Annotated in this window: 24 protein-coding genes; 6 read left to right on the top strand and 18 right to left on the bottom strand. The window is 56.5% G+C overall.

What is annotated here, in order from left to right; genetic code table 11:
* Positions 1-42 precede the first annotated feature (42 nt).
* Complete coding sequence (locus tag GGR91_RS09200; RefSeq protein WP_221204299.1) at positions 43-1,584, top strand: lysine--tRNA ligase; 1,542 nt, start codon at positions 43-45, stop codon at positions 1,582-1,584.
* A complete protein-coding gene (locus GGR91_RS09195; RefSeq protein WP_183941896.1) occupies positions 1,581-2,549 on the top strand; it encodes a magnesium and cobalt transport protein CorA in 969 nt (322 codons plus the stop codon). Before GGR91_RS09200 ends, GGR91_RS09195 begins: the two co-directional genes overlap by 4 nt.
* Here GGR91_RS09195 and GGR91_RS09190 read toward each other — a convergent pair.
* The 10 genes from GGR91_RS09190 to GGR91_RS09145 all read right to left on the bottom strand — a co-directional run bounded on the left by GGR91_RS09190 (position 2,527) and on the right by GGR91_RS09145 (position 12,729).
* Complete coding sequence (locus tag GGR91_RS09190) at positions 2,527-3,591, bottom strand: fatty acid desaturase family protein (protein WP_183941895.1); 1,065 nt, start codon at positions 3,589-3,591, stop codon at positions 2,527-2,529. The two genes, GGR91_RS09195 and GGR91_RS09190, sit on opposite strands and share 23 nt — an antisense overlap.
* 57 nt (positions 3,592-3,648) lie before the next feature.
* Entirely contained in the window at positions 3,649-4,536 is an 888-nt protein-coding gene (locus GGR91_RS09185) for an alpha/beta hydrolase fold domain-containing protein (RefSeq protein WP_183941894.1), read from the bottom strand.
* Positions 4,537-4,632: 96 nt separating this feature from the next.
* Entirely contained in the window at positions 4,633-6,441 is a 1,809-nt protein-coding gene (locus GGR91_RS09180) for a DUF885 domain-containing protein (protein WP_183941893.1), read from the bottom strand.
* A gap of 169 nt (positions 6,442-6,610) precedes the next feature.
* Positions 6,611-7,321 (bottom strand): prolyl hydroxylase family protein, encoded by a 711-nt coding sequence (locus GGR91_RS09175; protein ID WP_183941892.1) that lies wholly within the window; start codon positions 7,319-7,321, stop codon positions 6,611-6,613.
* A 12-nt stretch (positions 7,322-7,333) separates the two neighbouring features.
* The gene (locus tag GGR91_RS09170) at positions 7,334-8,602 is read right to left on the bottom strand and encodes a metal-dependent hydrolase family protein (RefSeq protein WP_183941891.1); all 1,269 of its coding nucleotides are present in this window, start codon (positions 8,600-8,602) and stop codon (positions 7,334-7,336) included.
* Positions 8,603-8,707: 105 nt separating this feature from the next.
* The gene (locus GGR91_RS09165; protein WP_183941890.1) at positions 8,708-9,604 is read right to left on the bottom strand and encodes an RcnB family protein; all 897 of its coding nucleotides are present in this window, start codon (positions 9,602-9,604) and stop codon (positions 8,708-8,710) included.
* A 124-nt stretch (positions 9,605-9,728) separates the two neighbouring features.
* The gene (locus GGR91_RS09160; RefSeq protein ID WP_183941889.1) at positions 9,729-10,442 is read right to left on the bottom strand and encodes a M15 family metallopeptidase; all 714 of its coding nucleotides are present in this window, start codon (positions 10,440-10,442) and stop codon (positions 9,729-9,731) included.
* The gene (gene accC, locus GGR91_RS09155) at positions 10,418-11,767 is read right to left on the bottom strand and encodes an acetyl-CoA carboxylase biotin carboxylase subunit (protein WP_183941888.1); all 1,350 of its coding nucleotides are present in this window, start codon (positions 11,765-11,767) and stop codon (positions 10,418-10,420) included. Before accC ends, GGR91_RS09160 begins: the two co-directional genes overlap by 25 nt.
* 3 nt (positions 11,768-11,770) lie before the next feature.
* A complete protein-coding gene (gene accB / locus GGR91_RS09150) occupies positions 11,771-12,244 on the bottom strand; it encodes an acetyl-CoA carboxylase biotin carboxyl carrier protein (RefSeq protein ID WP_183941887.1) in 474 nt (157 codons plus the stop codon).
* A gap of 44 nt (positions 12,245-12,288) precedes the next feature.
* The gene (locus tag GGR91_RS09145; RefSeq protein ID WP_183941886.1) at positions 12,289-12,729 is read right to left on the bottom strand and encodes a type II 3-dehydroquinate dehydratase; all 441 of its coding nucleotides are present in this window, start codon (positions 12,727-12,729) and stop codon (positions 12,289-12,291) included.
* Between the two features lie 87 nt (positions 12,730-12,816).
* Between GGR91_RS09145 and thiS the strand changes: the two genes are divergently transcribed.
* Positions 12,817-13,812 (top strand): sulfur carrier protein ThiS, encoded by a 996-nt coding sequence (gene thiS, locus GGR91_RS09140; protein ID WP_183941885.1) that lies wholly within the window; start codon positions 12,817-12,819, stop codon positions 13,810-13,812.
* Positions 13,813-13,829: 17 nt separating this feature from the next.
* On the opposite strand, the gene GGR91_RS09135 is transcribed toward thiS, so the two are convergent.
* The 5 genes from GGR91_RS09135 to lnt all read right to left on the bottom strand — a co-directional run bounded on the left by GGR91_RS09135 (position 13,830) and on the right by lnt (position 19,484).
* The gene (locus GGR91_RS09135; protein ID WP_183941884.1) at positions 13,830-14,573 is read right to left on the bottom strand and encodes a LytR/AlgR family response regulator transcription factor; all 744 of its coding nucleotides are present in this window, start codon (positions 14,571-14,573) and stop codon (positions 13,830-13,832) included.
* On the bottom strand, positions 14,570-15,697 hold the full coding sequence (locus GGR91_RS09130; RefSeq protein ID WP_183941883.1) for a sensor histidine kinase: 1,128 nt from the start codon (positions 15,695-15,697) through the stop codon (positions 14,570-14,572). The genes GGR91_RS09135 and GGR91_RS09130 overlap by 4 nt, the downstream gene beginning before the upstream one ends.
* Before the next feature lie 95 nt (positions 15,698-15,792).
* Positions 15,793-16,497, bottom strand: a complete 705-nt coding sequence (trmB, locus tag GGR91_RS09125) for a tRNA (guanine(46)-N(7))-methyltransferase TrmB (protein ID WP_183941882.1) — start codon at positions 16,495-16,497, stop codon at positions 15,793-15,795.
* A gap of 43 nt (positions 16,498-16,540) precedes the next feature.
* On the bottom strand, positions 16,541-17,746 hold the full coding sequence (metK, locus tag GGR91_RS09120) for a methionine adenosyltransferase (protein ID WP_183941881.1): 1,206 nt from the start codon (positions 17,744-17,746) through the stop codon (positions 16,541-16,543).
* A 61-nt stretch (positions 17,747-17,807) separates the two neighbouring features.
* Entirely contained in the window at positions 17,808-19,484 is a 1,677-nt protein-coding gene (lnt, locus tag GGR91_RS09115; protein ID WP_183941880.1) for an apolipoprotein N-acyltransferase, read from the bottom strand.
* A gap of 117 nt (positions 19,485-19,601) precedes the next feature.
* Between lnt and GGR91_RS09110 the strand changes: the two genes are divergently transcribed.
* Both GGR91_RS09110 and GGR91_RS09105 read left to right on the top strand, forming a co-directional pair.
* Positions 19,602-19,949, top strand: a complete 348-nt coding sequence (locus GGR91_RS09110; protein WP_183941879.1) for a hypothetical protein — start codon at positions 19,602-19,604, stop codon at positions 19,947-19,949.
* Positions 19,946-20,365 carry a VOC family protein gene (locus tag GGR91_RS09105; protein ID WP_183941878.1) on the top strand — a complete coding sequence of 140 codons (420 nt, stop codon included), beginning with the start codon at positions 19,946-19,948 and terminating at the stop codon, positions 20,363-20,365. The genes GGR91_RS09110 and GGR91_RS09105 overlap by 4 nt, the downstream gene beginning before the upstream one ends.
* Positions 20,366-20,371: 6 nt before the next feature.
* Here GGR91_RS09105 and GGR91_RS09100 read toward each other — a convergent pair whose 3' ends face one another.
* From GGR91_RS09100 to GGR91_RS09090, 3 genes are read right to left on the bottom strand one after another with little or no spacing between them, the layout of a single operon-like run.
* Entirely contained in the window at positions 20,372-20,686 is a 315-nt protein-coding gene (locus GGR91_RS09100) for a hypothetical protein (RefSeq protein ID WP_183941877.1), read from the bottom strand.
* A gap of 41 nt (positions 20,687-20,727) precedes the next feature.
* On the bottom strand, positions 20,728-21,366 hold the full coding sequence (locus GGR91_RS09095) for a YqaA family protein (protein ID WP_183941876.1): 639 nt from the start codon (positions 21,364-21,366) through the stop codon (positions 20,728-20,730).
* A 42-nt stretch (positions 21,367-21,408) separates the two neighbouring features.
* Positions 21,409-21,615, bottom strand: coding sequence for a hypothetical protein (locus tag GGR91_RS09090; protein ID WP_183941875.1), 207 nt, complete (start codon positions 21,613-21,615; stop codon positions 21,409-21,411).
* Positions 21,616-21,744: 129 nt separating this feature from the next.
* Between GGR91_RS09090 and GGR91_RS09085 the strand changes: the two genes are divergently transcribed.
* Positions 21,745-22,896, top strand: coding sequence for a ribosomal protein uL16 3-hydroxylase (locus GGR91_RS09085; RefSeq protein ID WP_183941874.1), 1,152 nt, complete (start codon positions 21,745-21,747; stop codon positions 22,894-22,896).
* Positions 22,897-22,920 lie beyond the last annotated feature (24 nt).

Below are 22,920 nucleotides of genomic sequence, written 5' to 3'. Positions count from 1 at the left end.
GGAACGAAAGAGCAACACGTGACTGACCTTCGCGATATAGCAATGGCATCGAAAGCCTGGCCTTTTGAAGAGGCGCGGCGTTTGTTGAAACGTTATCCAAACGGCAAAGCGGATGGCGCGGCAATCATCTTTGAATGTGGCTATGGCCCATCGGGCCTTCCGCATATTGGAACGTTCAATGAAGTCCTGCGCACAACCATGGTGCGCAACGCGTTTGGAACGCTGTCGGACGCACCGACACGGCTGATCGAATTTTCGGATGATATGGACGGGCTGCGTAAGGTTCCGGACAATGTGCCAAACCAGGCGATGCTGACGGAACATCTCGGCAAGCCGCTGTCGCGTATTCCCGATCCGTTCGGAAAGTTCGAAAGTTTCGCCGCGCACAACAATGCCATGCTGCGCGATTTCCTTGACCAATTCGGCTTTGACTATGAATTTATCTCGTCATCGTCGCAATATGAGAGCGGGGCGTTTGACGCTGCCCTGAAAAATGTGCTGCGCAATTATCAGGCTATCATGGACATCATGTTGCCCACCTTGCGCAAAGAACGCGCCGCGACTTATTCGCCGATTCTTCCGATTAGCGAAAAGACCGGCATTGTCCTTCAGGTGCCGGTGGAAGTCGTAGATGCCGAAGCCGGGCTTATACGTTTCGACGATGGCGGCGACCTTGTCACGCAGTCGATTCTTGGCGGCAAAGCGAAGCTTCAGTGGAAGGTCGATTGGGCCATGCGTTGGGTTGCCCTTGGCGTCGATTACGAAATGTACGGGAAAGATTTGACCGACAGCGGCGTGCAATCCGGAAAGATTGCGCGTGTCCTTGGCGGGCGTCCACCCGAAAGCCTGATCTATGAAATGTTCCTCGACGAAAAAGGCGAGAAGATTTCGAAGTCGAAAGGCAATGGCCTCGCACTTGAAGATTGGCTGAAATACGGCACGGAAAATAGCGTCGCTTTCTACGCGTTCCGCGAACCAAAGAGCGCGAAGCAACTCCATTTGGGCGTTGTGCCGAAAGCGGTGGACGAATATTTCCAGTTCCGCGCGCAATGGCATGGCCAGCCCATTGAAAAGCGGCTGGGCAATCCGGTCCACCATATCCACAACGGGCAGGTGCCAAGCGGGCAGCCGCCGGTTACATTTGGTCTTTTGCTGAACCTCGTTGGTGTCATGGGCGCAGGCGCGACCGAGGAGCAGGTTTGGGCCTATCTTGGCAATTATGCCGACAATGTGTCGCCAGAAAATGCGCCCGAACTGGCGGAGCTTATTCCCATCGCGCTTGCCTATAATCGCGATTTCGTTGCGCCGACCTTGCAAAAGCGCAAGCCCGAGGGCGTTGAGGTTGCTGCGTTGCAAACGCTCGACGCGCGTTTGGCGGAACTGCCTGCGGACGCGACTGCCGAGGACATACAAAATATCGTGTATGAAATCGGCAAAGAGGGCGGTTTCGAAAATCTGCGTGATTGGTTCAAGGCGCTGTATGAGACGCTGTTGGGTTCAAGCGCTGGTCCACGCATGGGCAGCTTCATCGCGCTTTATGGGATTGCGAACAGCCGGCAGTTGATTGCGGAAGCGCTTGCATGACAACGGTTGCGGCCCGCCTCTACCATGATGGCAAGGTCGCGCAGGAAATCGACCTAACCAAGCCAATTCCGCATATTACCCAGCCAAAGGATTTCATCTGGATTGGGTTGCATGAACCCGACGATGGCGCGCTTAAACGCGTTCAGGACCATTTTGGCCTTCATCCGCTTGCCGTGGAAGACGCGCTTGATCCCAAGCACTTGCCCAAGGTCGAAGTTTACGGCGACCATCTGTTTTTGGTGATCCGCACGCCCAAGCTGGAGGGCGATCGAATTATTTATGGCAACACGGCCATTTTCATGGGCCGCCAATTCATCATCACCGTGCGCCATGGTTCGGAACGTTCGCACAGCCCCATTCGGGACCAGCTTGAAGCGACGCCGTGGCTGCTGAAGCAAGGCGCAGATTATGTGCTGCACGCGATCCTTGATTTCATCGTCGACGGCTATGGTGACCTTGTCGATATCATGGAAGAAAAAGTGCTCGTCATGGAAGAGCGCGCAATCGACAACTTCCTGAGCTCCGCCGAAACCAGTCGCATCTTCATGCTCCGGCGCGAACTGTTTCGGCTGCAACGGATATTGGGCCCGACCGAGGATTTGACGAGCCGCTTTATCAACCTTGAGCTGCCGCAGATTGATGCGAATATTTATCCCTATATGCGCGACTTGCTCGATCATGTGCGCCGTATTGTCTACCGCGTTGAAGGGTTACGCGACACGTTGACGTCCGTGATTGAAACGAGCGGCTTGCTGGAGCAACAAAGGCAGGGGGCGATTACCCGCCAATTGGCCGCATGGGCCGCCATATTGGCCGTGCCGACCGCGATTGCCGGCATTTACGGCATGAATTTCGAATATATGCCGGAGCTTGAGTGGGCATATGGATATTTCCTGATCGTCGGGGTGATGGTGACCATTTGTGTCACCCTGTTCATCCGGTTCAAGCGGGCTGGGTGGCTGTAGGCAGGTTGACCGCCTGCCGCAAAACATCGCGATAATTGGGCGATATCGTCATGCGCGGATAATAGCCGCCATTGCCCAACAGCCGGTGGGTGTCGCGTAATCTGTAGCAAGGCACACCCATGAACAGATGATGTTCGCTGTGATAGTTCACCCAATATGGCGCAACCGTCATGCGTGCCAAGACACCGGCATAGGTCGTGCGTGCATGCGTGAACGGGTCGCCGCTGCCCGTCGGTGTGCAGGCGTGCTCAGCAATGTTGCGGATGCGCAGAAACAATTGAAATGTCGTCGCCAGCGCGGCGAGCCACAGCAGAAATGGCGTCCAACCCCATAACGTCAACGATATCGCGAGCAATATCGCCTGCACCATCAGGAACCGGCCCACGGTACGCGCGGTCGTTTTGGCGCCTTCCACATTGGCGATTGGCGCGCCGACACCGGCTCTGTTTTGCATGTTGAACGCCCTGCCCGCGAGCGTATCGGCCTTACCCGCGCCGTTTTCGCCACGCAGTATCGCGGCTACACCGCGCAACGCCGCCGCAAATTGCGCGCGCCTTTGTTTGAAGAACGTTTGCCCGGTCAGGTCGCGGATGAACTTGCGGCGCAGGCTGTCGCGGCTGGTCGGAAACGGCGCAGACAAGGACAGGTCGGGATCTTCGGGTTGCTGCGTGAATTTGTGGTGCGTTAGATGATAGGCGCGATAGGCGAACAGATCGCTACCGGTTGCAGCGCCCGACGGCCATTGCCCGAGCCAGTTGTTGGTTTTGCGATTGGGGTGCAGCAGACCATGCGCGCCGTCATGCATCAGGATGGACAACCCCAATTGCCGACCGCCCAATATGGCCAGTGCCAGCGGCGTCACCAATATCCCGGCAAGCCAGTGATAGTTCCATGCCGCAGCACCACCAAATGCCGCAAGCGCCACGATGATCCACGCATGGATGATGAGCCAGATACCCCGCCATACGGACAAGGTCGTGATGGCACGCCAGTCATCCGATGCAAAAACCTCGCGTGGGTTGGCTGCTTTTACTGCCGGCATGGAGCATCGCCTTTCATAGCAACTTTATATCGCAGCCAACCCGACCACGCAAATGCGTTACGCCACAGCCCGTGCTGCAAAGCCTGCCATCGCGGCCTGTGCCTTGCGGGACTCGCTGAAACTGAAAATAGGCCAGTCGTGCATCATGCCCGCAAGTTCGGTGAGATCAACCGACGGCACCTTGGCCTTTAACGCTCTGGAATCGGTAACCAAAATGTCATCGCCGCCCGCAAAGGCCAATATGGGGGGCAAGCCATCCCAGTTTCCGAAAATTGGGCTGCACCGTGGATCGGTAAGGGGTAAGTCGCCTGCGTACAAACTACCGCCTTCGGCAATGCCGCTGATGGTCAAAATCCCGTCGCGGGGTTCCGTTTTCAACTGGTCGGGATGTGCCGGGTCCAGGTCCAACCAAGGGCAAATGAGCAACAGGCCGGCCGGCAGTGTTTGACCGCCGTCGCGTGCCATTTGCGCCAATGCCGCGGTCAAACCGCCCCCTGCGGAATCGCCACCCATGACGAACGGCGCGCCGTTGATGTCGGCTTGGTACGCCGCGTAATATGCGCTGGCCCATGCCGTAATGGCTTCGGCCGAGCTTTCCGGCGCGAGCGGATACAGTGGTGCCGTGATCGACCAGCCATGTTGTGATGCCATGTGGCTTAAAAATTTCCAATGGATGTCCGTGGCTGAATAGACATAGCCGCCGCCGTGCCAGAACAAAATATGCGCGCTGGGCGCTTTATCCTTGGGCGCGATGTGCCAGACATTGCGGCCCTGAAATTCGCTCTGCCGAACGTCAACGCCGCCTTTCGCGATTGGCCGCGGCGCAGGCGCTGCCCGGACTTTGATGATGTTTTGTTGAAACTGCGGCCCGCCTGTAAACATCCGGCGATAATAGCCCGTGGTGCGCAAAACAAATCCAGCAAGGCTGGCGGTAAAACTTGGCATGATTGCATTCCCCCTCATGACAAGCGCTATATCAAGGCAGGGGACCAATCAAGCTGTTCGCTTCCCGACAAGAGTTCGTGCCGGGAAGCGCGCAGTTTACTTTGACGCGGCGATCCAGGCGTCGATCTTTTTCTCAAGCACGGTCAGCGGCAGTGCGCCGGTGTTGAGAACCTGATTGTGGAATTCGCGCACGTCGAATTTCTTGCCAAGTTCCTTCTTCGCCTTGTCTTTTAGACGCAGGATGGTGAGGGCGCCGATTTTATAGGCCAATGCCTGTGACGGAATGGCGATGTAGCGCTCGACCTCTGCCGTGGCGTCGGTTTTGCCCATATCGCTGTTGGCAAGCATGTAGTCGATGGCCTGTTCACGGGTCCAACCCTTGCTGTGGATGCCGGTGTCGACCACCAGACGCATCGCCCGCAGCATTTCGTCGGACAGCGTCCCAAAGCGTTGATACGGGTCTTTAAACAGGCCCATATCGTAACCGAGTGTTTCGGAATATAGCGCCCAACCTTCGACATAGGCCGTATTGCCGCCGAAACGCATGAACGCGGGAAGCTTTTCATTTTCCTGTGCGATGCTGATCTGGAAATGGTGCCCAGGCGCGCCTTCATGCAAATAAAGCGTGGTCATGCCCGGCGTAGTGCGGCTTGGCAGGTCATAGGCGTTGAAATAAAATGTGCCGGGACGCGATCCATCAGGGGTACCCTGTTGATAGCTGCCGCCCGCTTCATATTTCTCGCGGAATTCTTCGTAGGGTTTAATCTCAAGCGGTGCCTTGGGCAGATATTTGAACTGCGTCGAAATCGTTGCGTCGACTTTCTTGCCGATATCGTAATAGCCCTGCGTCAGCGCGTCACGGCTCGACATTTTGAATTTTGGATCCGAACGCAGATGCTCGAAAAATTCGGGCAGGGTGCCTTTGAAGCCAACTTCATTCTTAATGGTTTCCATACCCGATTTAATCCGGGCAACTTCGGACAATCCCAGATTGTGGACGTCGTCGGCCTTCAATGGCAGGGTCGTCGTTTGTTCGATCAGATATTGATACAGGCCTTCGCCGCCCTTCATTGCGGACAAGCCGACCTGTTCGCGCGCCAATGGCAAATAGCTATCGCGCAGGAAGTCACGCAGCCGGGCATTGGCGGGGTACAGACCGTTGACGATGATATCGCGATATTCCGCCGTCAGCCGCGCTTTGTCAGCATCGCTGAAATCCGCAGGGAATTTCAGAACTGGCCCATAATAAGGCGACTCTTCGGTCTTTTGCGCCAATTGTGTGTTGAGCTGGTCGATGACATTGCGGATCGTCATTTTCGTTTCGAATACGCCGGACGCCATGCCTTGGCGGAACCGGCCAATCGATGCGTCCATCAGGACGATGAATTCCTTGTGGCGCTTCAGGTTGTTTTCGTAATCCTGAACCGTCTTGAACGGCGCTGCACCTTGTCCGCTGGCGAAGGTTGGATAAAAAGTGTGAAAGCCGAAAAAGTGATTGAGTGGACGCACGACCGTCAGGTCCATAATTTCTTTGGACAGGCCCTTTAGCGCGTCAAGTTGGCTCTGCTTGTAAACGTCGTAGGCAATTTTGTCGGTGTCATTCAACTTCGCGCGGTCGATTGCTTTTAAACCGTCCAGATTGGCCTGCGCTGCGCTGCGTTCATTGTCGAAATAGGCGTCGGAGATGTAGTCACCAAAGCGGTCCGCATAGCGCATATCGCCGCGGAACATGGCGTTGAGCGGGTTGCGCTTCAGGCTGGCTTCGTCGTCCGTAGCGAACAAAGCGGAAAGCCGCTGGCTTTCCGTCGCAGCGGCCTCGGTTGTCGCAGTTTGCGCGTGTGCTGCGCCAAATGGCGCCAACAATGCGGCACTGACGAGAAGAAGAATGCGCGGGCTATGTTTCATATGGGTCTCTCCAAAAATTGTGTTGGACGCATCAATAATATGTTGCGGGCAAGTATTAGCGGATGTCTGGCCTCCGCGTGTCCGGCACAAGATAAATTCGACAGACGACGGATAATCTGTGGCAGACGATATACAATATTTGCAATCTGTTACCGTATCGTTTCCGCAATTAGGACGGCTTTTGCGTGTTGAGTTCAAGCCAGTTATTCTGCCGGTACCATTTTGTAATCACATGCTTCACGCCGCGGGTAACAGGCGTTCCGGTATGCAGCGTTTTATAATTTAGTGATCCGTCGAGCTTCATATTATTCCAAATGAGCATCATGCCCGCTTGCGGTCGCACGCCAAGGCCAAGATGTGGGAACTCGGTCGTGCCGCCTTCTTCTGGTTCATTGAGGAATATCATCGCAGTCCAGCTGCGCTGGCCGCCGGCCGGGCCTTCCTTAAGCCAATAGCTTTGGCTGGGATGAAAGAAGTCGTGGTGCGCCTTAAACTCCTGACCGACTTGATAACGCTGCCCCTGCATTGTCTCTGCATAGCTGTTGTCGATGCCCAGAACATCGCTCATCCGTGCCTCGATTTTGGCGATGAACGCATCCCAACGATTCAGGTGACAGCTGTAGCTGGTCCGAAAACCTGCTTGCTCGGTCCCTTTGTACAATGTTGACGGCACGGCATCGGCATCAATTTTGGCGATCATCGTTTTGCAGTCCGATGCACCCAAAAAGCCCTGATACACATATAATTGCGCATCAGGATGATCGACCGGCTGGACAAGCGGATTGGCATTCAGTCGCTTTGTGACGTGCGAACCAATCCGCGACAGCTTTGCCGGGTCGTTATTGGGGTCGAACTCTTGGGGTGGCGTATCAGTCTGCATTTTATCACCGAATCACGGAACGATACGTCCTCTTACCATGACCCATTCGGCCTTTTCGAGCGTGCGGATGTTGGTCAGCGGATTTTCATTTACGGCGACCATGTCGGCGGAATATCCCACGGCGATCCGGCCGATTTCATTTTCCAGCCCGAGCGTTTTGGCTGCAACGGTCGTTGCGCTGGCCAGTGCCTCGGTTGGGGTCATGCCTGCGTTTACCAGCAAAGCAAACTCACCGGCATTGCTGCCATGTTCAAAGACGCCAGCATCGGTTCCAAAGGCGACAGTAACGCCCATTGCCTTTGCCAGCTTCACCTGACGCCCTGCAAATTCGAGCGCTTGCTTGGCCTTGACCTCAACAGTCGGCGTGTAAATCCCTTTGCCAAGGCGGGCGCGCACGCCCTCCAGCGCCATCAATGTCGGGACCAGCGCAGTGCCCTTGGCCTTCATGACCTTCAAGGCGGCTTCATCCGCGAATGTGCCATGTTCAATGGAATCAATGCCGGCTGCCGCCGCTGCCTCAATACCCCGGGCGCCATGGGCGTGCGCCATGACCTTTAGGCCAAGTGAGTGCGCGGTGTTGGCAATGGAGACCATTTCCTCATTGGTGAAATGCGCTTCCAATCCTCTGCCCTGTTGCGAAAGGACGCCGCCGGTCGCGGTGATCTTGATGACATCGGCGCCCGCCTTTGACGACTTGCGCACCTTTTCGGCGCATTCGACGGGGCCAGTGCAGGTGAAACCCGAATCCAGCGCGGCCAAAACGTCGCTGCGGAAGCCAGTGACATCGCCATGCCCGCCGACGATCGACAATGCTGGACCAGCAGCGACAATGCGTGGGCCAACAATGCGGCCTTCCGCGGTGCCACGGCGCAGGACAAAAGCAGTATTTTGCGCAGAACCGGCTTCGCGTACCGTTGTGAAACCTGCCTTGACGGTCAATGCTGCGTTTTTCACGCCCATGACGACGCCCCATTCGTCAGGATTGACCGCTTCGTCGCGGAAATCATCGCCTGGGTCGCCGGTCAAATGGACATGAAGGTCTATCAGGCCGGGAACCAATGTTTTGGTCGAAAGGTCAACGACCGTATCCGCCTGAAACGGATTGGTCGTGCCTTTGGCGATATTTTTGATGCGCCCGTCTTCGACCAAGATAACCGCTGGGCCAGTTGGGCCAGTGGCCGCATCGGGCACCAGATTGCCGACAATGATGGCTTGAGTCGCTGCCAATGAAGGGGCTGAAACACAAAGAGCTACGCCAGCGAGTAAAATCTTACGGAACATCAAAAAACCTCTCCCATGTTTATGCAGGGGAGCTTGGTCAGCTTAAGCCAATGTTACAAGCAAAAAAGCCCGGGCTGGAATAGCCCGGGCTTTAAAAATTGCTGCTTACCAGAAGAAATCCCGGATGATGTCGACGACCCGTCCGTTGCGGATATCGACCAATAACACATCGTCATAATAGCGCACCCAACGGTAGGTGCCATATGCAGCGGGCAGACGATATTCCCATGGATCGTTTATCCAGTAACGTGACCCGTAATATCCCGACCCGAGCGAAAATCCGATCGAGATGCGGCTGTAGCTATGGCCGCGGTAAGGCGCGTAATAGCGCCCGGGACGATAATAGCTGCTGTTGCTTTGCCGGTGGCTGCGCCAATCATAACGACGGTCGTTGCGCCAATTATTGGTCCAACGATCATTGCCACGCGACCGGTCTAAGCGGTTGTCGTTGTTGCGATCGACACGGCGGTCAAGTTGGCCATTGCGGTTTTGATCATAGCGACGGTCAATGCGCTCATCATCATTGCGGTCAAGCCGACGGTCCAAACGCCCATCGCGATCACGATCCCAGTTGCGGTCTAGATTTCCGTCACGGTTTTGGTCCCACCGGCGATCCAGATTGCCATCGCGGTTGCGGTCATAATAACGGCCCTCTTGGCTTGCCTCTCGGCGCTCGCTGCGCACGACGCCGGGCTGGCGCTGTTGGCGATTGGCCTCGGGCTGCGGTGCCGGAGCCTGCGTCTGGGCCTGAGCCGTTTGGGCACGTTGAGCGCGTTCAGGTCGGTTTTGTTGACGTTCTGCGCGGCGCTCTTCGCGTTGCTCCGGTGTCCGCTCGGCACGTGCCGCTTGACGCTCGGCTCTGCGGTCCTCGCGTTGGAATCCGGCTGCGCCGTCAAATGCGGACGGGATGTTGCTTGACGTCGGAACGATGTCGGCGGCAAAGGCTGAAACCGGCGAAAGCGCGGTCGCAGTGAACAAAGTCATCAGGCGTAATTTTTTCATGGCATGTTCCCATGGCAGAGGCCCCATGCTTCTGCGTTGGGGTCTTACTGCACATATTCAACTGAAGCGAAGCTGAACTGCTTATACATGTTCATGAAAGAAAGCGTTTTAATGAACGGCTTCGTTACACGATTTTGTTAAATGGTATGTCCATGACCGGGAACTGTTCCCAGCCGGTGAAATCGAAATGCCACCATTCGTTGGAAAGGCCAACAAACCCCTCGGCTTCCAAATAGCCTTGTAAGCGGGCACGGTTGGCCAATGCGGCCGGGGTGGCCCCCATATAATCGCGATGGGCTTTTTCCGAAAAATCATCGAACTCGGTTGGCATTTCGACCAGCAGTCGGGTGCGCAGGTCATGCAAAGTCAAATCAACGGCGCAACCACGATTATGTTTGGACCCGCGTTTGGGGTTCGCCACATATTCTTTCTTGGGCCCGGCGGGCGTTGCATCCCACAATTTTTTGGTTATCCGCCAAGGGCGATAGGCGTCGTAAATTGTCAGGCCAAAGCCATCGGCCTGGGCTGCTTTGCTGGCGCGGGCGACCGCTTGGGCGGCAGGGGTGGCCAAAAAGGCGCGCGCTTCGTCATACAGCACCCGCCCAGTGAAATTGTTGGCGGTCGCGTAACGCATATCAAGCTTGATCGCAGGGTCGAGTGTGACCAATTCGATCAGACGCTTGGGATCATCCGCTTTAATCCGTGCAGCGGCATTGGCGGGGATGAACGATACATCGCGGTCGGGGCCAACCGGAACGCAGCTGGCCAGCGGCAGTGCCGCCAGCCCAAAAGCCACCTGCCGGCGGGAGAAGCTTATGTCGCGTCTTTCGCCAGCCACTCTTCAAGCCATTTGATCGTATAATTTCCGTTTTGGAAATCGGGCTCTTCCAACAAACGTTGATGCAGCGGAATGGTCGTCTTCATGCCTTCAATCACAAATTCGCCAAGCGCACGGCGAAGCCGCATCAGGCAGCCCTCGCGTGTCTGGCCATAGACAATCAACTTGGCGATCATGCTGTCATAATATGGCGGAACTTTATAGCCATGATACAGGCCACTATCGACGCGGACATACAGGCCGCCGGGTGGGTGATACCATGACACGGTTCCCGGCGACGGCATGAAGGTTTGCGGGTCTTCGGCGTTAATCCGGCATTCGACCGCATGGCCTGTGAAGGTCACGTCTTCTTGTGTGAACGAAAGCGGCTTTCCTTCTGCCACGCGGATTTGTTCGCGGACAAGGTCGATGCCGGTAATCATTTCAGTGACCGGGTGCTCGACCTGAAGCCGGGTGTTCATTTCGATGAAATAGAACTCACCATTTTCCCACAGAAACTCGATGGTACCCGCACCGCGATAGCCCATGTCAGCCATAGCCTTGGCACAGATATTACCCATGCGATCACGTTCAGCGGTTGCAAGAACGGGCGATGGCGCTTCTTCGAGAACTTTTTGGTGCCGCCGTTGTAGCGAACAATCGCGTTCGCCCAAATGGACGGCATTGCCATTGCCATCGCCAAATATCTGGAATTCGATGTGGCGCGGGTTGCCGAGATATTTTTCGAGGTAAACCGTCGCATCGCCAAAGGCGGCTTTTGCTTCCGACCCTGCTTGCTGCATTTGGGTCTCAAGCTCTTCTTCGCTGTTCACGACCTTCATGCCGCGGCCACCGCCACCCGACGCAGCCTTGATGATTACCGGATATCCGATTTCGCGGGCAATTGCTTTGGCTTCGGCGACATCTTCAATTGCGCCGTCAGAGCCGGGCACAAGCGGCAAACCCAATGCACCTGCCGAACGCTTGGCTTCAACCTTGTCACCCATCGTGCGGATATGTTCGGGCTTGGGGCCAATCCATTTGATGTTGTGGCTCTCAACGATTTCCGCAAATTGCGCGTTTTCCGACAGAAAGCCATAGCCGGGGTGGATGGCGTCAGCATGGCTGATTTCCGCGGCTGAAATAATCGCCGGAATATTCAAATAGCTGTCGGTTGCAGATGGCGGTCCGATGCAAATGGCTTCGTCGGCAAGGCGCACATGCATGGCGTCGGCATCCGCAGTCGAATGCACAGCAACGGTCTTGATCCCCATTTCATGCGCCGCACGGTGAATGCGAAGCGCGATCTCGCCGCGGTTGGCGATAAGGATTTTTTCGATCGCCATAGGTTAAGCAATCACCAGCAATGGCTGGTCAAATTCGACAGGTTGTCCGCTTTCCACGTAAATCGCAGTAACCGTTCCTGCATTTGGCGCGATGATCGGGTTCATGACCTTCATTGCCTCAATGATCAGGACGGTGTCACCCGCCTTCACTTGCTGGCCAATGCTGACGAACGGCGCGGCATCGGGCTCAGGGGTCAGATAGGCGGTGCCCACCATTGGCGACTTCAAGGCGTTTGCTGCAGTCGCAGGCGCACTTGGGGTTTCATGGGCCGCAGCAACCGTGGGTGCCGCAACCGCGACGGGCGCTGCCGCCATAGGCGCTGCAACCGCAGTCATGGTACGCGACACACGAATTTTGCGCTCGCCGTCTTCAACCTCAATTTCGCTGAGCCCGGTGTCGTTCAACATGGCCGCAAGTTCGCGGACAAGGTCCGTATCAACCTGCATGCTGCCACTATTTCCTGTTTTCGCCGCCATTTAAAACTCCTTGGGCCCCTAAACTTGCAATGATGCGCCTAATGTCAAACTTGCAACGCCGCGTCTAGCGCCAGTTCGTACGACTTTGCGCCATGACCTGCAAACACCGCCTTTGCGCCCATGCTAACATAGCTTAAATGTCGGAATGCTTCGCGTTTGTGCGGATCAGACAAATGCACCTCGAAAACCGGAACATTGATGGCCTTTATGGCATCAAGGATCGCGACCGAGGTGTGGGTGTATCCGGCCGCGTTCAACAACACCGCCTTGGCCCCCACGGCTTGTGCCTCTTGCAACCAATCGACCAGATGCCCTTCATGATTTGACTGGCGAAAGTCGATAGACGCGCCGGCTGCCCGCGCGCGGTCATCCAGATGTCCGGCAATGTCATCAAGCGTATCTGTGCCGTAAATTTCGGGCTCTCTTGTACCGAGTAAATTGAGATTTGGTCCATTCAGAACAAAGATTATCGGCTTATCCGCCAAAGGACGTCCCCTGATATTGTCAAAGCAGCGGTTGCGAACCGCATCGTTCCAGCACTATATGCGCGTCGATAAAAATAGCGAGATGAAATGACCTCTTCCCTTTCCACCGATTCTATCTCCCTCACGCTGAATGGCGATCCGCGGCAATTTCGGGCCGGGGCAACCGTGGCTGATCTTGTCCGCGATATTGGGCTGGATCCGGCGAAGGTCGCGGTCGAGCGAAATCTTGAAATCGTGCCGCGTTCTTCATTGGAAAATGTCCACTTGGCTGACGGTGATGTGTTGGAAATCGTCCATTTCGTAGGCGGCGGGCAAGACGATAGCTGGTCCGTTGCTGGCCGCCATTTCACTTCGCGGCTGATCGTCGGGACCGGCAAATATAAGGACTTCGAACAAAATGCCGCTGCGCTTGTGGCATCGGGCGCAGAAATCATCACGGTTGCCGTGCGCCGCGTGAACGTCTCGGACCCCAAAGCGCCGATGTTGACCGATTATATTGATCCGAAGAAATATACTTATCTACCGAACACTGCAGGCTGCTTTACCGCGGACGACGCGATACGCACGCTGCGTTTGGCGCGTGAGGCAGGCGGTTGGGATTTGGTAAAGCTTGAGGTGCTCGGCGAAGCGAAAACGCTCTATCCCGATATGCGCGAAACATTGAAGGCGACCGAAATATTGGCGAAGGACGGATTCCTGCCAATGGTCTATTGTGTAGATGATCCCATCGCCGCCAAGCAGCTTGAGGATGCCGGCGCAGTCGCTGTGATGCCATTGGGCGCGCCGATTGGTTCGGGGCTTGGCATTCAAAACCGCGTGACGATCCGCTTGATTGTCGAGGGCGCGAAAGTGCCCGTGCTGGTCGACGCAGGCGTCGGGACGGCGTCTGACGCGGCGGTGGCCATGGAATTGGGCTGCGACGGTGTGTTGATGAACACGGCTATCGCGGAAGCCAAGGACCCCGTTGCTATGGCGACAGCGATGAAGCTGGCCGTCCAGTCAGGACGCATGGCCTATCTGGCCGGTCGTATGGGACGGCGCATGTATGCTGATCCGTCCAGCCCGCTTGCCGGTCTAATCTAAACAAAGCCCGGGACTTGCTATTTCCCGGCGAGCCGTTTGACCTCGGCCAGATATTTGCGCCCGATGCGCATTGACAGGTCTTCACCCAGCAACGCGTGCCACACACCGCCGCCTTCATGGCGCAGCCCGGTTATCAGGTCCCGGCGCACAATATGGCTGCGGTGGATGCGCTGGAACTGATCGGGGTCCAGTCGTTGTTCAAGCGTCGAGATTGTCTGGTGCAATAAGTAGCTTCGCCCGCCAGTATGCAGCCGCATATAATCGCGCTCGGCCTCAATCCGTTCAATATCCATTGCGGCAATGCGGATGAGTTCGGCGCGATGGGATACCCAAAATTCATGCGCATAACGGCTGTCGGATTTCGCCGTAGTTGTGGCGGGGCTGGTCTCGGCCTCTTGTGTGCCAGCCGCGCGTGCAATGGCGCGGCCCAGCCGCTCGCTCGACACCGGCTTTAAAACATAATCGACGACATCAAGGTCAAAGGCTTCGACCGCAAAATTATCGTATGCCGTAATCAAAATGATGGCCGGCTTTTTGTGCATCAGGCCCAATGCACGGGCGGCGTTGATGCCGTCCATTTTGGGCATGCCGATGTCGAGAAAAATCAGGTCAGGTGTAAGCTGTTGCGCAATGCGCAGCGCCTCTACGCCATCATTCGCTGTACCGACGACCTCGATGACTGGATGATCCGCGCTCAGGGTTTCCAGCCGTTCAATGGCCAAAGGTTCATCGTCAACAATCAAGGTGCGCAGGCGCTTCATGCCGTGATCCTGTGGCTCAAAGGCAGCGTGAGTATCGCGATGAACCCGCCGCTTTTGACAGACTGTGTATCGAGCCGTGCCGCGGACTTATATCGCGCCTCCAGCCTGTCGCGCACATTGGCAAGGCCAATACCATTGCCGCCGACATGTGCGGCGTCAACAGCCTCTCCGTCATCAATGACACTTAGGATCAGATTATCATCGCGGCGATCCGCGCTGATCGTAATAGAGACCGGCCGTGTCGCCCGTGACACGCCATATTTGATGGCATTTTCAACAAGCGGCTGGAGAATGAGTGCAGGCACATGCTGGTTCATCAGCTCAGGCGGAATGTTGATGCTGACGCGCAGTCGCTTCGGATATCGTACGCTTTCGATTTCGAGATACAGACGTTGCAGTTCCACTTCCTCCTCAAGCGTTACATCCTCCAACGGATCGGAAGACAGGCTCGTCCGGTAAAAATTGGACAAGTTCTGGATCATGGCTTCGGCCTCTTTGGGCTTACCGGTGATGACAAGGCTTGAGAGCGAGTTCAGGGTGTTGAAAAGGAAGTGGGGATTGACCTGATAGCGCAGCGATCGCAGTTCGGCATCTTGTGCCGCTTGCGCAAATCTGGATGTTTTGCGTTCGGCTTCGCGCACTTCACGCGCATAGCCGATGGCGACATATAGCGAGCTCCACGCGATCAGGAAAAAATAATGGGTGACGGAAATGTCGGCGATTTCTTGCCAGAACGACAGGCCCAATTGCGCCTTGAGATCTTCAAAACTGCGCCCGACGCTGGGGTCTTTAAAAAGGCTGATCGGATCGTACAGGTTGAAGATATAGAAATTTGCCGACGCAAGGGCGATGGCACAGGGAATTGCGACCAGAAACGCGACGCTGACGCGGAAACCCAGCGATCGCCGATCCGCCATGCGCAGCCCGCAATATAAAATCCAGGTGACCAATACACCCACCAGCGCGACCATCAGGCGCCGTTCAAACAGCACCGTCTGCGCTGGGAAATCGAGCAAAGCCGCGCGCAGCGACAGGATGAGCGCGTAAAAAGCCCAGAACCCGATGATGGTAAGCAAAGCCATCTGGTGGCCAATCAGTGCTTTTCGCGAAGTGACGTTCTCCATAGCCTTTCATACCGGATTTTCAGCCGGTTGCACCAGGCCCACCGTTTCTCGTCGAACGCTTCGTCGATTTCGTCGAATGTTTTGCCGACGGCTGCTTAATCCGGTTTGCGCTGATAGCGGAAATACCAGACTTCGTGCCCTAAACGGCGGGCCTTGGCTTCATAACGCGTTTCGGGCCAACCCCCCGGCCGGCTTTGGAAATCTGCTGCGGCTTCGCACAGCCAGTTATATTGGTGCCGGTGGCGCTGCATGACCATGAGGGCGTGGCGCAAATACACCGGGTGATCCGTGCCGAACCGGAATTCTCCGCCGGGTTTCAATTTTGCGTGGATGAGATCAAGCGGACCATCGTTCATCATCCGGCGCTTCACATGCCGCGCTTTGGGCCAAGGGTCGGGATGCAACAGATAGACGAAGGCGAGCGACTTGTCGGGCACGCGGCGCAATATCTCCAGCGCGTCGCCCATGTGCAAACGCACATTGCGCAGCGCGCCTTCACGCACATGCGACAGCGCCTGCGCGACCCCGTTCATGAACGGTTCGCAGCCGATAAATCCATGGTCGGGTAAAAGGTCGGCGCGGTAAGCCAAATGCTCGCCGCCGCCAAAGCCGATTTCAAAGTGCATGGCGCGATCGTCACCGAACAATTGCATGCTGCCCAGCTCGCCCGTTTCCGGCACCGAAATTTGCGGCAAAAGATTGTCGACCAGATCAACCTGTTCGACACGCAGCTTCTTGCCCTTTGAACGCCCGTACAGGCGGTTCAGTGTCGTAGGGTCTCCGGGCTTGTTCGCAGTCATAGCGGTGGCGGCTAAACTTTCAGCCGCCACGCTGCAAGTGTAATCAGGCGAGAGCTGCCTTCAAATCGTTGACAAGGTCGGTGCGTTCCCACGGGAAGAAATCACCTTCGGGCTTGCGTCCGAAATGTCCATAAGCCGCAGTCTTGCGATAGATTGGCTTGTTTAGGCCAAGATGCGTGCGAATGCCGCGCGGGGTAAGTCCGCCCAGCTTTTCGATATTCATGATCGCAGCTTCAATCAGGTCGTCGCCAACCGTGCCGGTTTCATGCGTGTCGACATACAGCGAAAGTGGCTTTGAAACGCCAATCGCATAGGCCAGCTGGATGGTGCAGCGGGTCGCAAGACCAGCGGCCACGATATTCTTCGCCAGATAGCGCGTGATGTAAGCCGCAGAGCGGTCAACCTTTGTCGGATCCTTGCCGCTGAATGCGCCGCCGCCATGCGGCGCTGCGCCGCCATAGGTGTCAACGATGATCTTGCGACCGGTCAGGCCAGCGTCACCGTCAGGGCCGCCGATTTCAAAGCTGCCGGTCGGGTTGATGTGATAGACCGTGTCGCGCAGCAACACCGGCGGAATAATGTCGGCCACAACCTTGCGCACATAGGCGTGCAGTTCAGCTTCCTTGTCACCCGTGTCATAACCCGCAGCATGCTGGGTCGAAACGACGACAGCGGTTGCGGCGACGGGCAAGCTGCCTTCGTAGCGCAGGGTAACCTGGCTCTTTGCGTCTGGTTCGAGGAACGGGGCTGCGCCGGAATGGCGGTCAGCCGCCATGCGCTCCAAAATCTTGTGGCTGTAATAGAGCGTTGCCGGCATCAGATCGGGGGTTTCGTCGGTCGCATAGCCAAACATGATGCCCTGGTCACCAGCGCCTTCATCCTTGTTACCCGATGCATCAACGCCTTGCGCGATATGCGCGGATTGGCCGTGCAGATTGTTTTCAAAGCGGAATGTTTCCCAATGGAAACCATCCTGCTCGTAACCGATTTCTTTCACGGTGCGGCGAACGGTAGCTTCGATTTCTTCCTGCGCGCCGGGTGCCCATGCGCCATCTTCATAGACGCCTTTGCAACGGATTTCACCGGCAAGTACGACCAGCTGAGTCGTGGTCAGGGTTTCGCACGCGATGCGGGCTTCGGGGTCTTTGGAAAGAAATAGGTCGACGATTGCGTCGGAGATTTGGTCCGAAACCTTGTCTGGGTGCCCTTCGGACACGGATTCGGACGTGAAAAGGTAATTTGCGCGCATGGTTGTTCCAGTCTGTTGGCTGTGTCTGCGTATAAAGATTTCTTTATATCGATTTTTGCCCTTAGCGAGAACGCGCGCGGCGGGCAAGTGGTAACAGCGCGCAGGCGATGAGCAGCCCTGCAAAGCCGAGCGGCAATATATTGCCGAAGCGTGCGAACAATGTTGGCGCCTTGGCCTGCGGCACAACTGCGTCGATCCGGCCAGATGTTCCAAGCGGCAGGCTTTTGATGATCCGGCCGCCCGCATCGATGACTGCGCTGATGCCGGTTGGTGTGGCGCGCACGACGGGTAAGCCTTCCTCGATCGCGCGAAGACGCGCCTGTGCCAAATGCTGGGGCGGGCCGATGGTGCCGAACCACGCATCGTTCGATGGATTAAAGATGAAATCTGGCCGGTTCTTGCGGTCGGTAACTTGGCCGGAGAATATCATTTCATAGCAAATCTGGATGCCGATTTTGACCGGCTTGCCGTTCAGATTGACGGTCATCGTCTGTGGCCCGGGACCGGGCCAGAAATCGAGGTCGCCGGGTACCAATCGCGCCAAGCCCAAAGGCCGCAGCAACCAAGGCAGCGGCAGATATTCGCCATAAGGGACAAGATGCGCCTTGTCATAATGGCCCAAGATATTGCCGTTCGCGTCCATCGCCGAAACACTGTTGCGCGCCGCCACCAGTTGGCCCTTTTCAATCACCAGCCGGTTTGCGCCCGTGACCAGCACATCGCCGTCACCCATCAGCGTCGTCAGCCGCGCCCGCGCGCTGAACGCGCTTTCGCCGGGCTGGCCCTGATAATAACGATAGGGATAGCCCTCTTCCAAATAATCGGGAATTGCGGCCTCTGGCCATAAAATTAGGCGCGCGCCTTGATCAGGCATCGGGCGGCTGTTCATCGCCAGCTTGGCAAAGTTGATCGCGTCATAGCCCGGCGCATATTTGTCGGCTTGGCTGATATTGGGTTGCGCGATGGTGAGTGCGACGGGCGTCCTATCTGATGCGCTTTGATAGTTGGAGATCTGGGCGGTGATAGCGACTGCTGCGAGCGCCAATAATATTAAACCGCCAAGAAAATAGCCGGTCCGCCCGCCATCGTCGCGTTCACCGCCAGATGCTGGCGTCCACAAAGTTACGAACTTTAGGATCATCCCAACAACAAGAAGCATGAACCCCGAAAGGCCATAGGTTCCAAGGGCGGTCGCAGGTTGCGAAAGATATGGAACCGACAGGGTAACCACGCTGAGCGGGTTCCAGACATAGCCGGTGAACACCCAGCTGCGCAGCCATTCGGTGATGATCCACAATCCAGCAAAAGCGAGGATAAGGTGAAGGGTGGCTGTGGGCCTTATCTTTCCGTCATCTCCGCCGGAGTCACGAAGGGCTTTCGTCGTGCGGTGATTGATCCAATAGGCTCCAGCCGCGGCCAGTGCGGGATACACCGCCAAATATAGCGCCAGCCCGAATACCGCGATGTACCCAAGCCAGATCGGCATCGCCGCCTGAAAGGTGAAGGCGACCGCAATCCATTGATTGCCAAAGGTGAAATGCCCGACCCCGAAAAGCCAGCCGAGCATGAATGCGCCTTTGGTGCTGGGCGCTTGGCTTATCAGCTGGATGAGCAATGCAAAGCACACAAGCGTCAGTGGCCAAAGCCCCCATGGTTCAAAACCATAAGCCGACGCTGCACCCGCCACGAGCGCCGTCCAACGGGGAAACTTTCCGAGCAAAGCCGATAATTTCTGCATGGCGCGCTTTTGCCCACCATATATGACAATTGCAATCGGACAAAAATCGTCGTTGCTTGCGGTTCAGGCTTTCGGTGCTAATTCATCGCCATGATTATTTTTGTGTATGCGCTCGCAATGTCTGCGCCATCCGCCCTGACGGAAACGCATCAGTCGGATATTGCCTGTGTCGCCACCCTCGCGACCTTGGCGGAGCGACAGCGGCTTGGCACCGCGCCGTCCGATCTGCCCAATGTCGGGCAATCGGGAAAACGGTGGGCCGGCATCGTCGGCAGCCGCATCACTGAACAAAGCGGCCAGCCCCGTGAGTTGGTTGCGGTTGCCATGGCCGAAGCGGCGAAAGCCGAATTTCAGCGCCCAAGCGATCCGGCAGCAATCAACACATGCGCGATGCAAATGTCGCAGGAACTCGCTACGGCCGATATTTCCGATCAACCCCTTCCAAAACCGGTGACATCAAAATGAGCTTACGTCCCTTCCACTTGGCTTTTCCCGTCCGTGACTTATCCGAAGCGCGGCGCTTTTACGGCGAAATCATGGGTTGCCCCGAAGGGCGCGCATCCGATCATTGGGTCGATTTCGACTTTTTCGGACATCAGATCGTCGCGCATCTCGATGCCAACGCGCGATCCGTGTCGACGCATAATCCGGTGGATGGCCATGATGTTCCCGTGCCGCATTTTGGTGTGGTGCTGACGATGGAGAAATGGGAATTGCTGGCCGCGCGCGTCACGGCCGCTGGCGTCAGCTTTGGCATTGAACCCCATGTCCGTTTTAAAGGCGAAATTGGCGAACAGGCGACGATGTTCTTTTGTGACCCGAGCGGCAACGCACTGGAATTCAAGGCATTCGCCGACGACGCAAATCTGTTCGCGCGTTAACGAACCTTATTCGCCATTTTCCGGCGCCGATGATTCACGCGCCTCGCTGTTTTCATTTTCAAACGTCATCGACGGTTCGCCAGTGATGGCCGGAACTTCTTCGATTTCCGGAGCGGCAACGGGCGTTTCGGCGCTTGTGTCGGTCATATTTTCAGCAGGCTGCCGCTTTGGCCCTTCCGGAGCGGTAGCTTCATTCGCCTCAACCGGCGCGGCAGTCGTGCTCTGGTCCGCATCGAGATAAGAGCGCGTCGCCATAGCGGCCATGACAATGATGGTGACGACCGCGATGAAAGTGACGATTCTGCGTGAGCTTCTGTCCATGTCTGCTTTCCAATATTGTAAATAACCCGCGTGTGGCGGTGCTAGCGTGATTGGATGGTTGTGACGTTCGAGCAGACATCACTTTTGCTCGCGCCATTGCCAGCCAGCATCGTGAACGCAAAAAATCCGCCGACGACCGCCACCAGAAACGCGGCGGTGACCCACGCCAGATATTTGTCGATAAATGCCTTGATCGGGCGTCCGAATTTCCAGAACAAAAATCCGACCAGCATGAACTGGAATGCCCGGCTCAACACGCTGGCCCAGATGAAGGTGAACAGGTCCATTTTGATGAACCCTGCGGTCAAGGTCAGCAGCTTGAACGGAATGGGGGTCGCGCCCTTGATCAAAATAATCTCCGCGCCGAATTCGCGCAGATAGCATGCAGCAGCAGGAAAGCTGTCCCACAGCCCAATTGCCTTTAGCAGCGCCGTGCCGATGGTTTCATAGGCAAAATAGCCAATGGCATAGCCAAAGAGCCCGCCCATGACGGAGGCCAAGGTACAAATCGCCCCATAGCGCAACGCCTTGTCCGGGCGCGCGAGACACATCAACCCAAGCAATGGGTGCGGTGGTATCGGGAAGAATGAGCTTTCGATGAAGGAAAACAGGAACAACCAGCGTTCGGCATGGGCGTGCCCAGCCTTTTCCATCATCCATTCGTAGAGGCGTTTCAACATCGTCTGCGGGGTTAAGCCGCGAACGGCTGCAAGTGCAAGCTTTTAACCCGCGGGCATATTCCGTGCGACGTCCGCATCCGATGCCCGCGTGGCTTCGCTGGCGGGCGCGAAGATGAAATAGCCCGCGATAACCATCATCAGCACGATCAGGACTTTTAACAGGTCACGCATATCGCGCGCGCGCAAGCGCCGTTTCGACCGTCTGCGTGATGGCAAGGGTTTTCCAGATATGTCGAGAATATTAGCCATTGAATACTCCTTGGCCAGCAAAACCCCAACGCGTCGCATATGTTCCGCAATCGACCGATTATGATTTCCTTGGCCACTTATGCGCCATCAGGACTTGCTTTCTGTCGCGCGAATGCACAGCGGGTGGGAATGGAATTTGATAACTTCGATACAGACAGCTTCTTGCGCGACCATTGGCAGAAAAAGCCGCTGCTTATCCGCAATCCGTGGCGCAATTGGCAAAACCCACTTGAGCCCGACGAGCTTGCCGGTCTCGCCTGCGAAGAAGAAGTGGAGTCGCGCCTGATTTGCCAGACCGCCAAGGGCTGGGAGATGGAGCAGGGGCCGCAGCATGAAGATCGCTTGGGGGGCCTAAGTGAATCGCACTGGACGTTGCTCGTGCAGGCGGTGGATCACCATGTGCCGATGGTCGCTGACCTCATCGCGCCGTTCCGGTTCATCCCCAATTGGCGGATTGACGATGTCATGGTCAGCCTTGCCGCGGACCAAGGCGGAGTTGGTCCGCATTTCGACCAATATGATGTTTTCCTGATTCAGGGTCTCGGCCGCCGCCGTTGGCAGATTGGGCCGCATTGCGACGGCGATAGCCCGCTGGTGCCGCATGAAGACCTAAAGCTGCTCGCAGAATTTGAAGCGACCGAAGAATGGGTGCTTGAACCCGGCGATATCCTTTATGTCCCGCCGGGCATCGCGCATAATGGCGTTGCCGTCGGATCGGACTGCATGACCTATTCGGTCGGTTTCCGTGCGCCGTCGCGCGCCGACCTGCTGGGGCATTTTGTCGATGATATGCTTGATCAGATTCCTGAAGATGATTTGTACCGCGATCCGGATTTGGCAGCTCAGGCCAACCCGGGTGAGATCATGCCCGACGCCTTGGCCCGCTTGCACCGGATGACGCTCGATTCGCTTGCCGACCCGCGCGCATTTGCCCGCTGGTTCGGCATGTTCAACAGCACGCCCAAATATGCCGAAATGGACTGGCGACCCGAAACGCCCGTTGAACCGGACGAGGTTCGACAATCTATTGCCGATCAGGCCCTGCTGTCGCGCAATCCCGCAAGCCGGTTGGCATTTGTGGGCGATGGCGCGGATGCGGTGATGTTCTTTGCCGATGGCGCATGTTTTGACTGCGGGGCGGAGACAGCGGATCTGGCGCGGCAGTTGTGCGGGGAAGACGCTTTGGTCCTCGACACCGCACTTGCGTCAGTCGACGCCGCAATCGACCTGCTGACGCAGCTGTGCAACATGGGGTGCATCGCGTTCGAAGGCGAAGATTGATTTGCGCACGCGGCTGAGCATTTG

Source organism: Sphingorhabdus rigui (genome assembly GCF_014196595.1).
Taxonomy (GTDB): Bacteria; Pseudomonadota; Alphaproteobacteria; order Sphingomonadales; family Sphingomonadaceae; genus Sphingorhabdus_B; species Sphingorhabdus_B rigui.
Note: the sequence above shows the minus strand (reverse complement) of the source record. Positions and strands in the feature narration are given on the sequence as shown.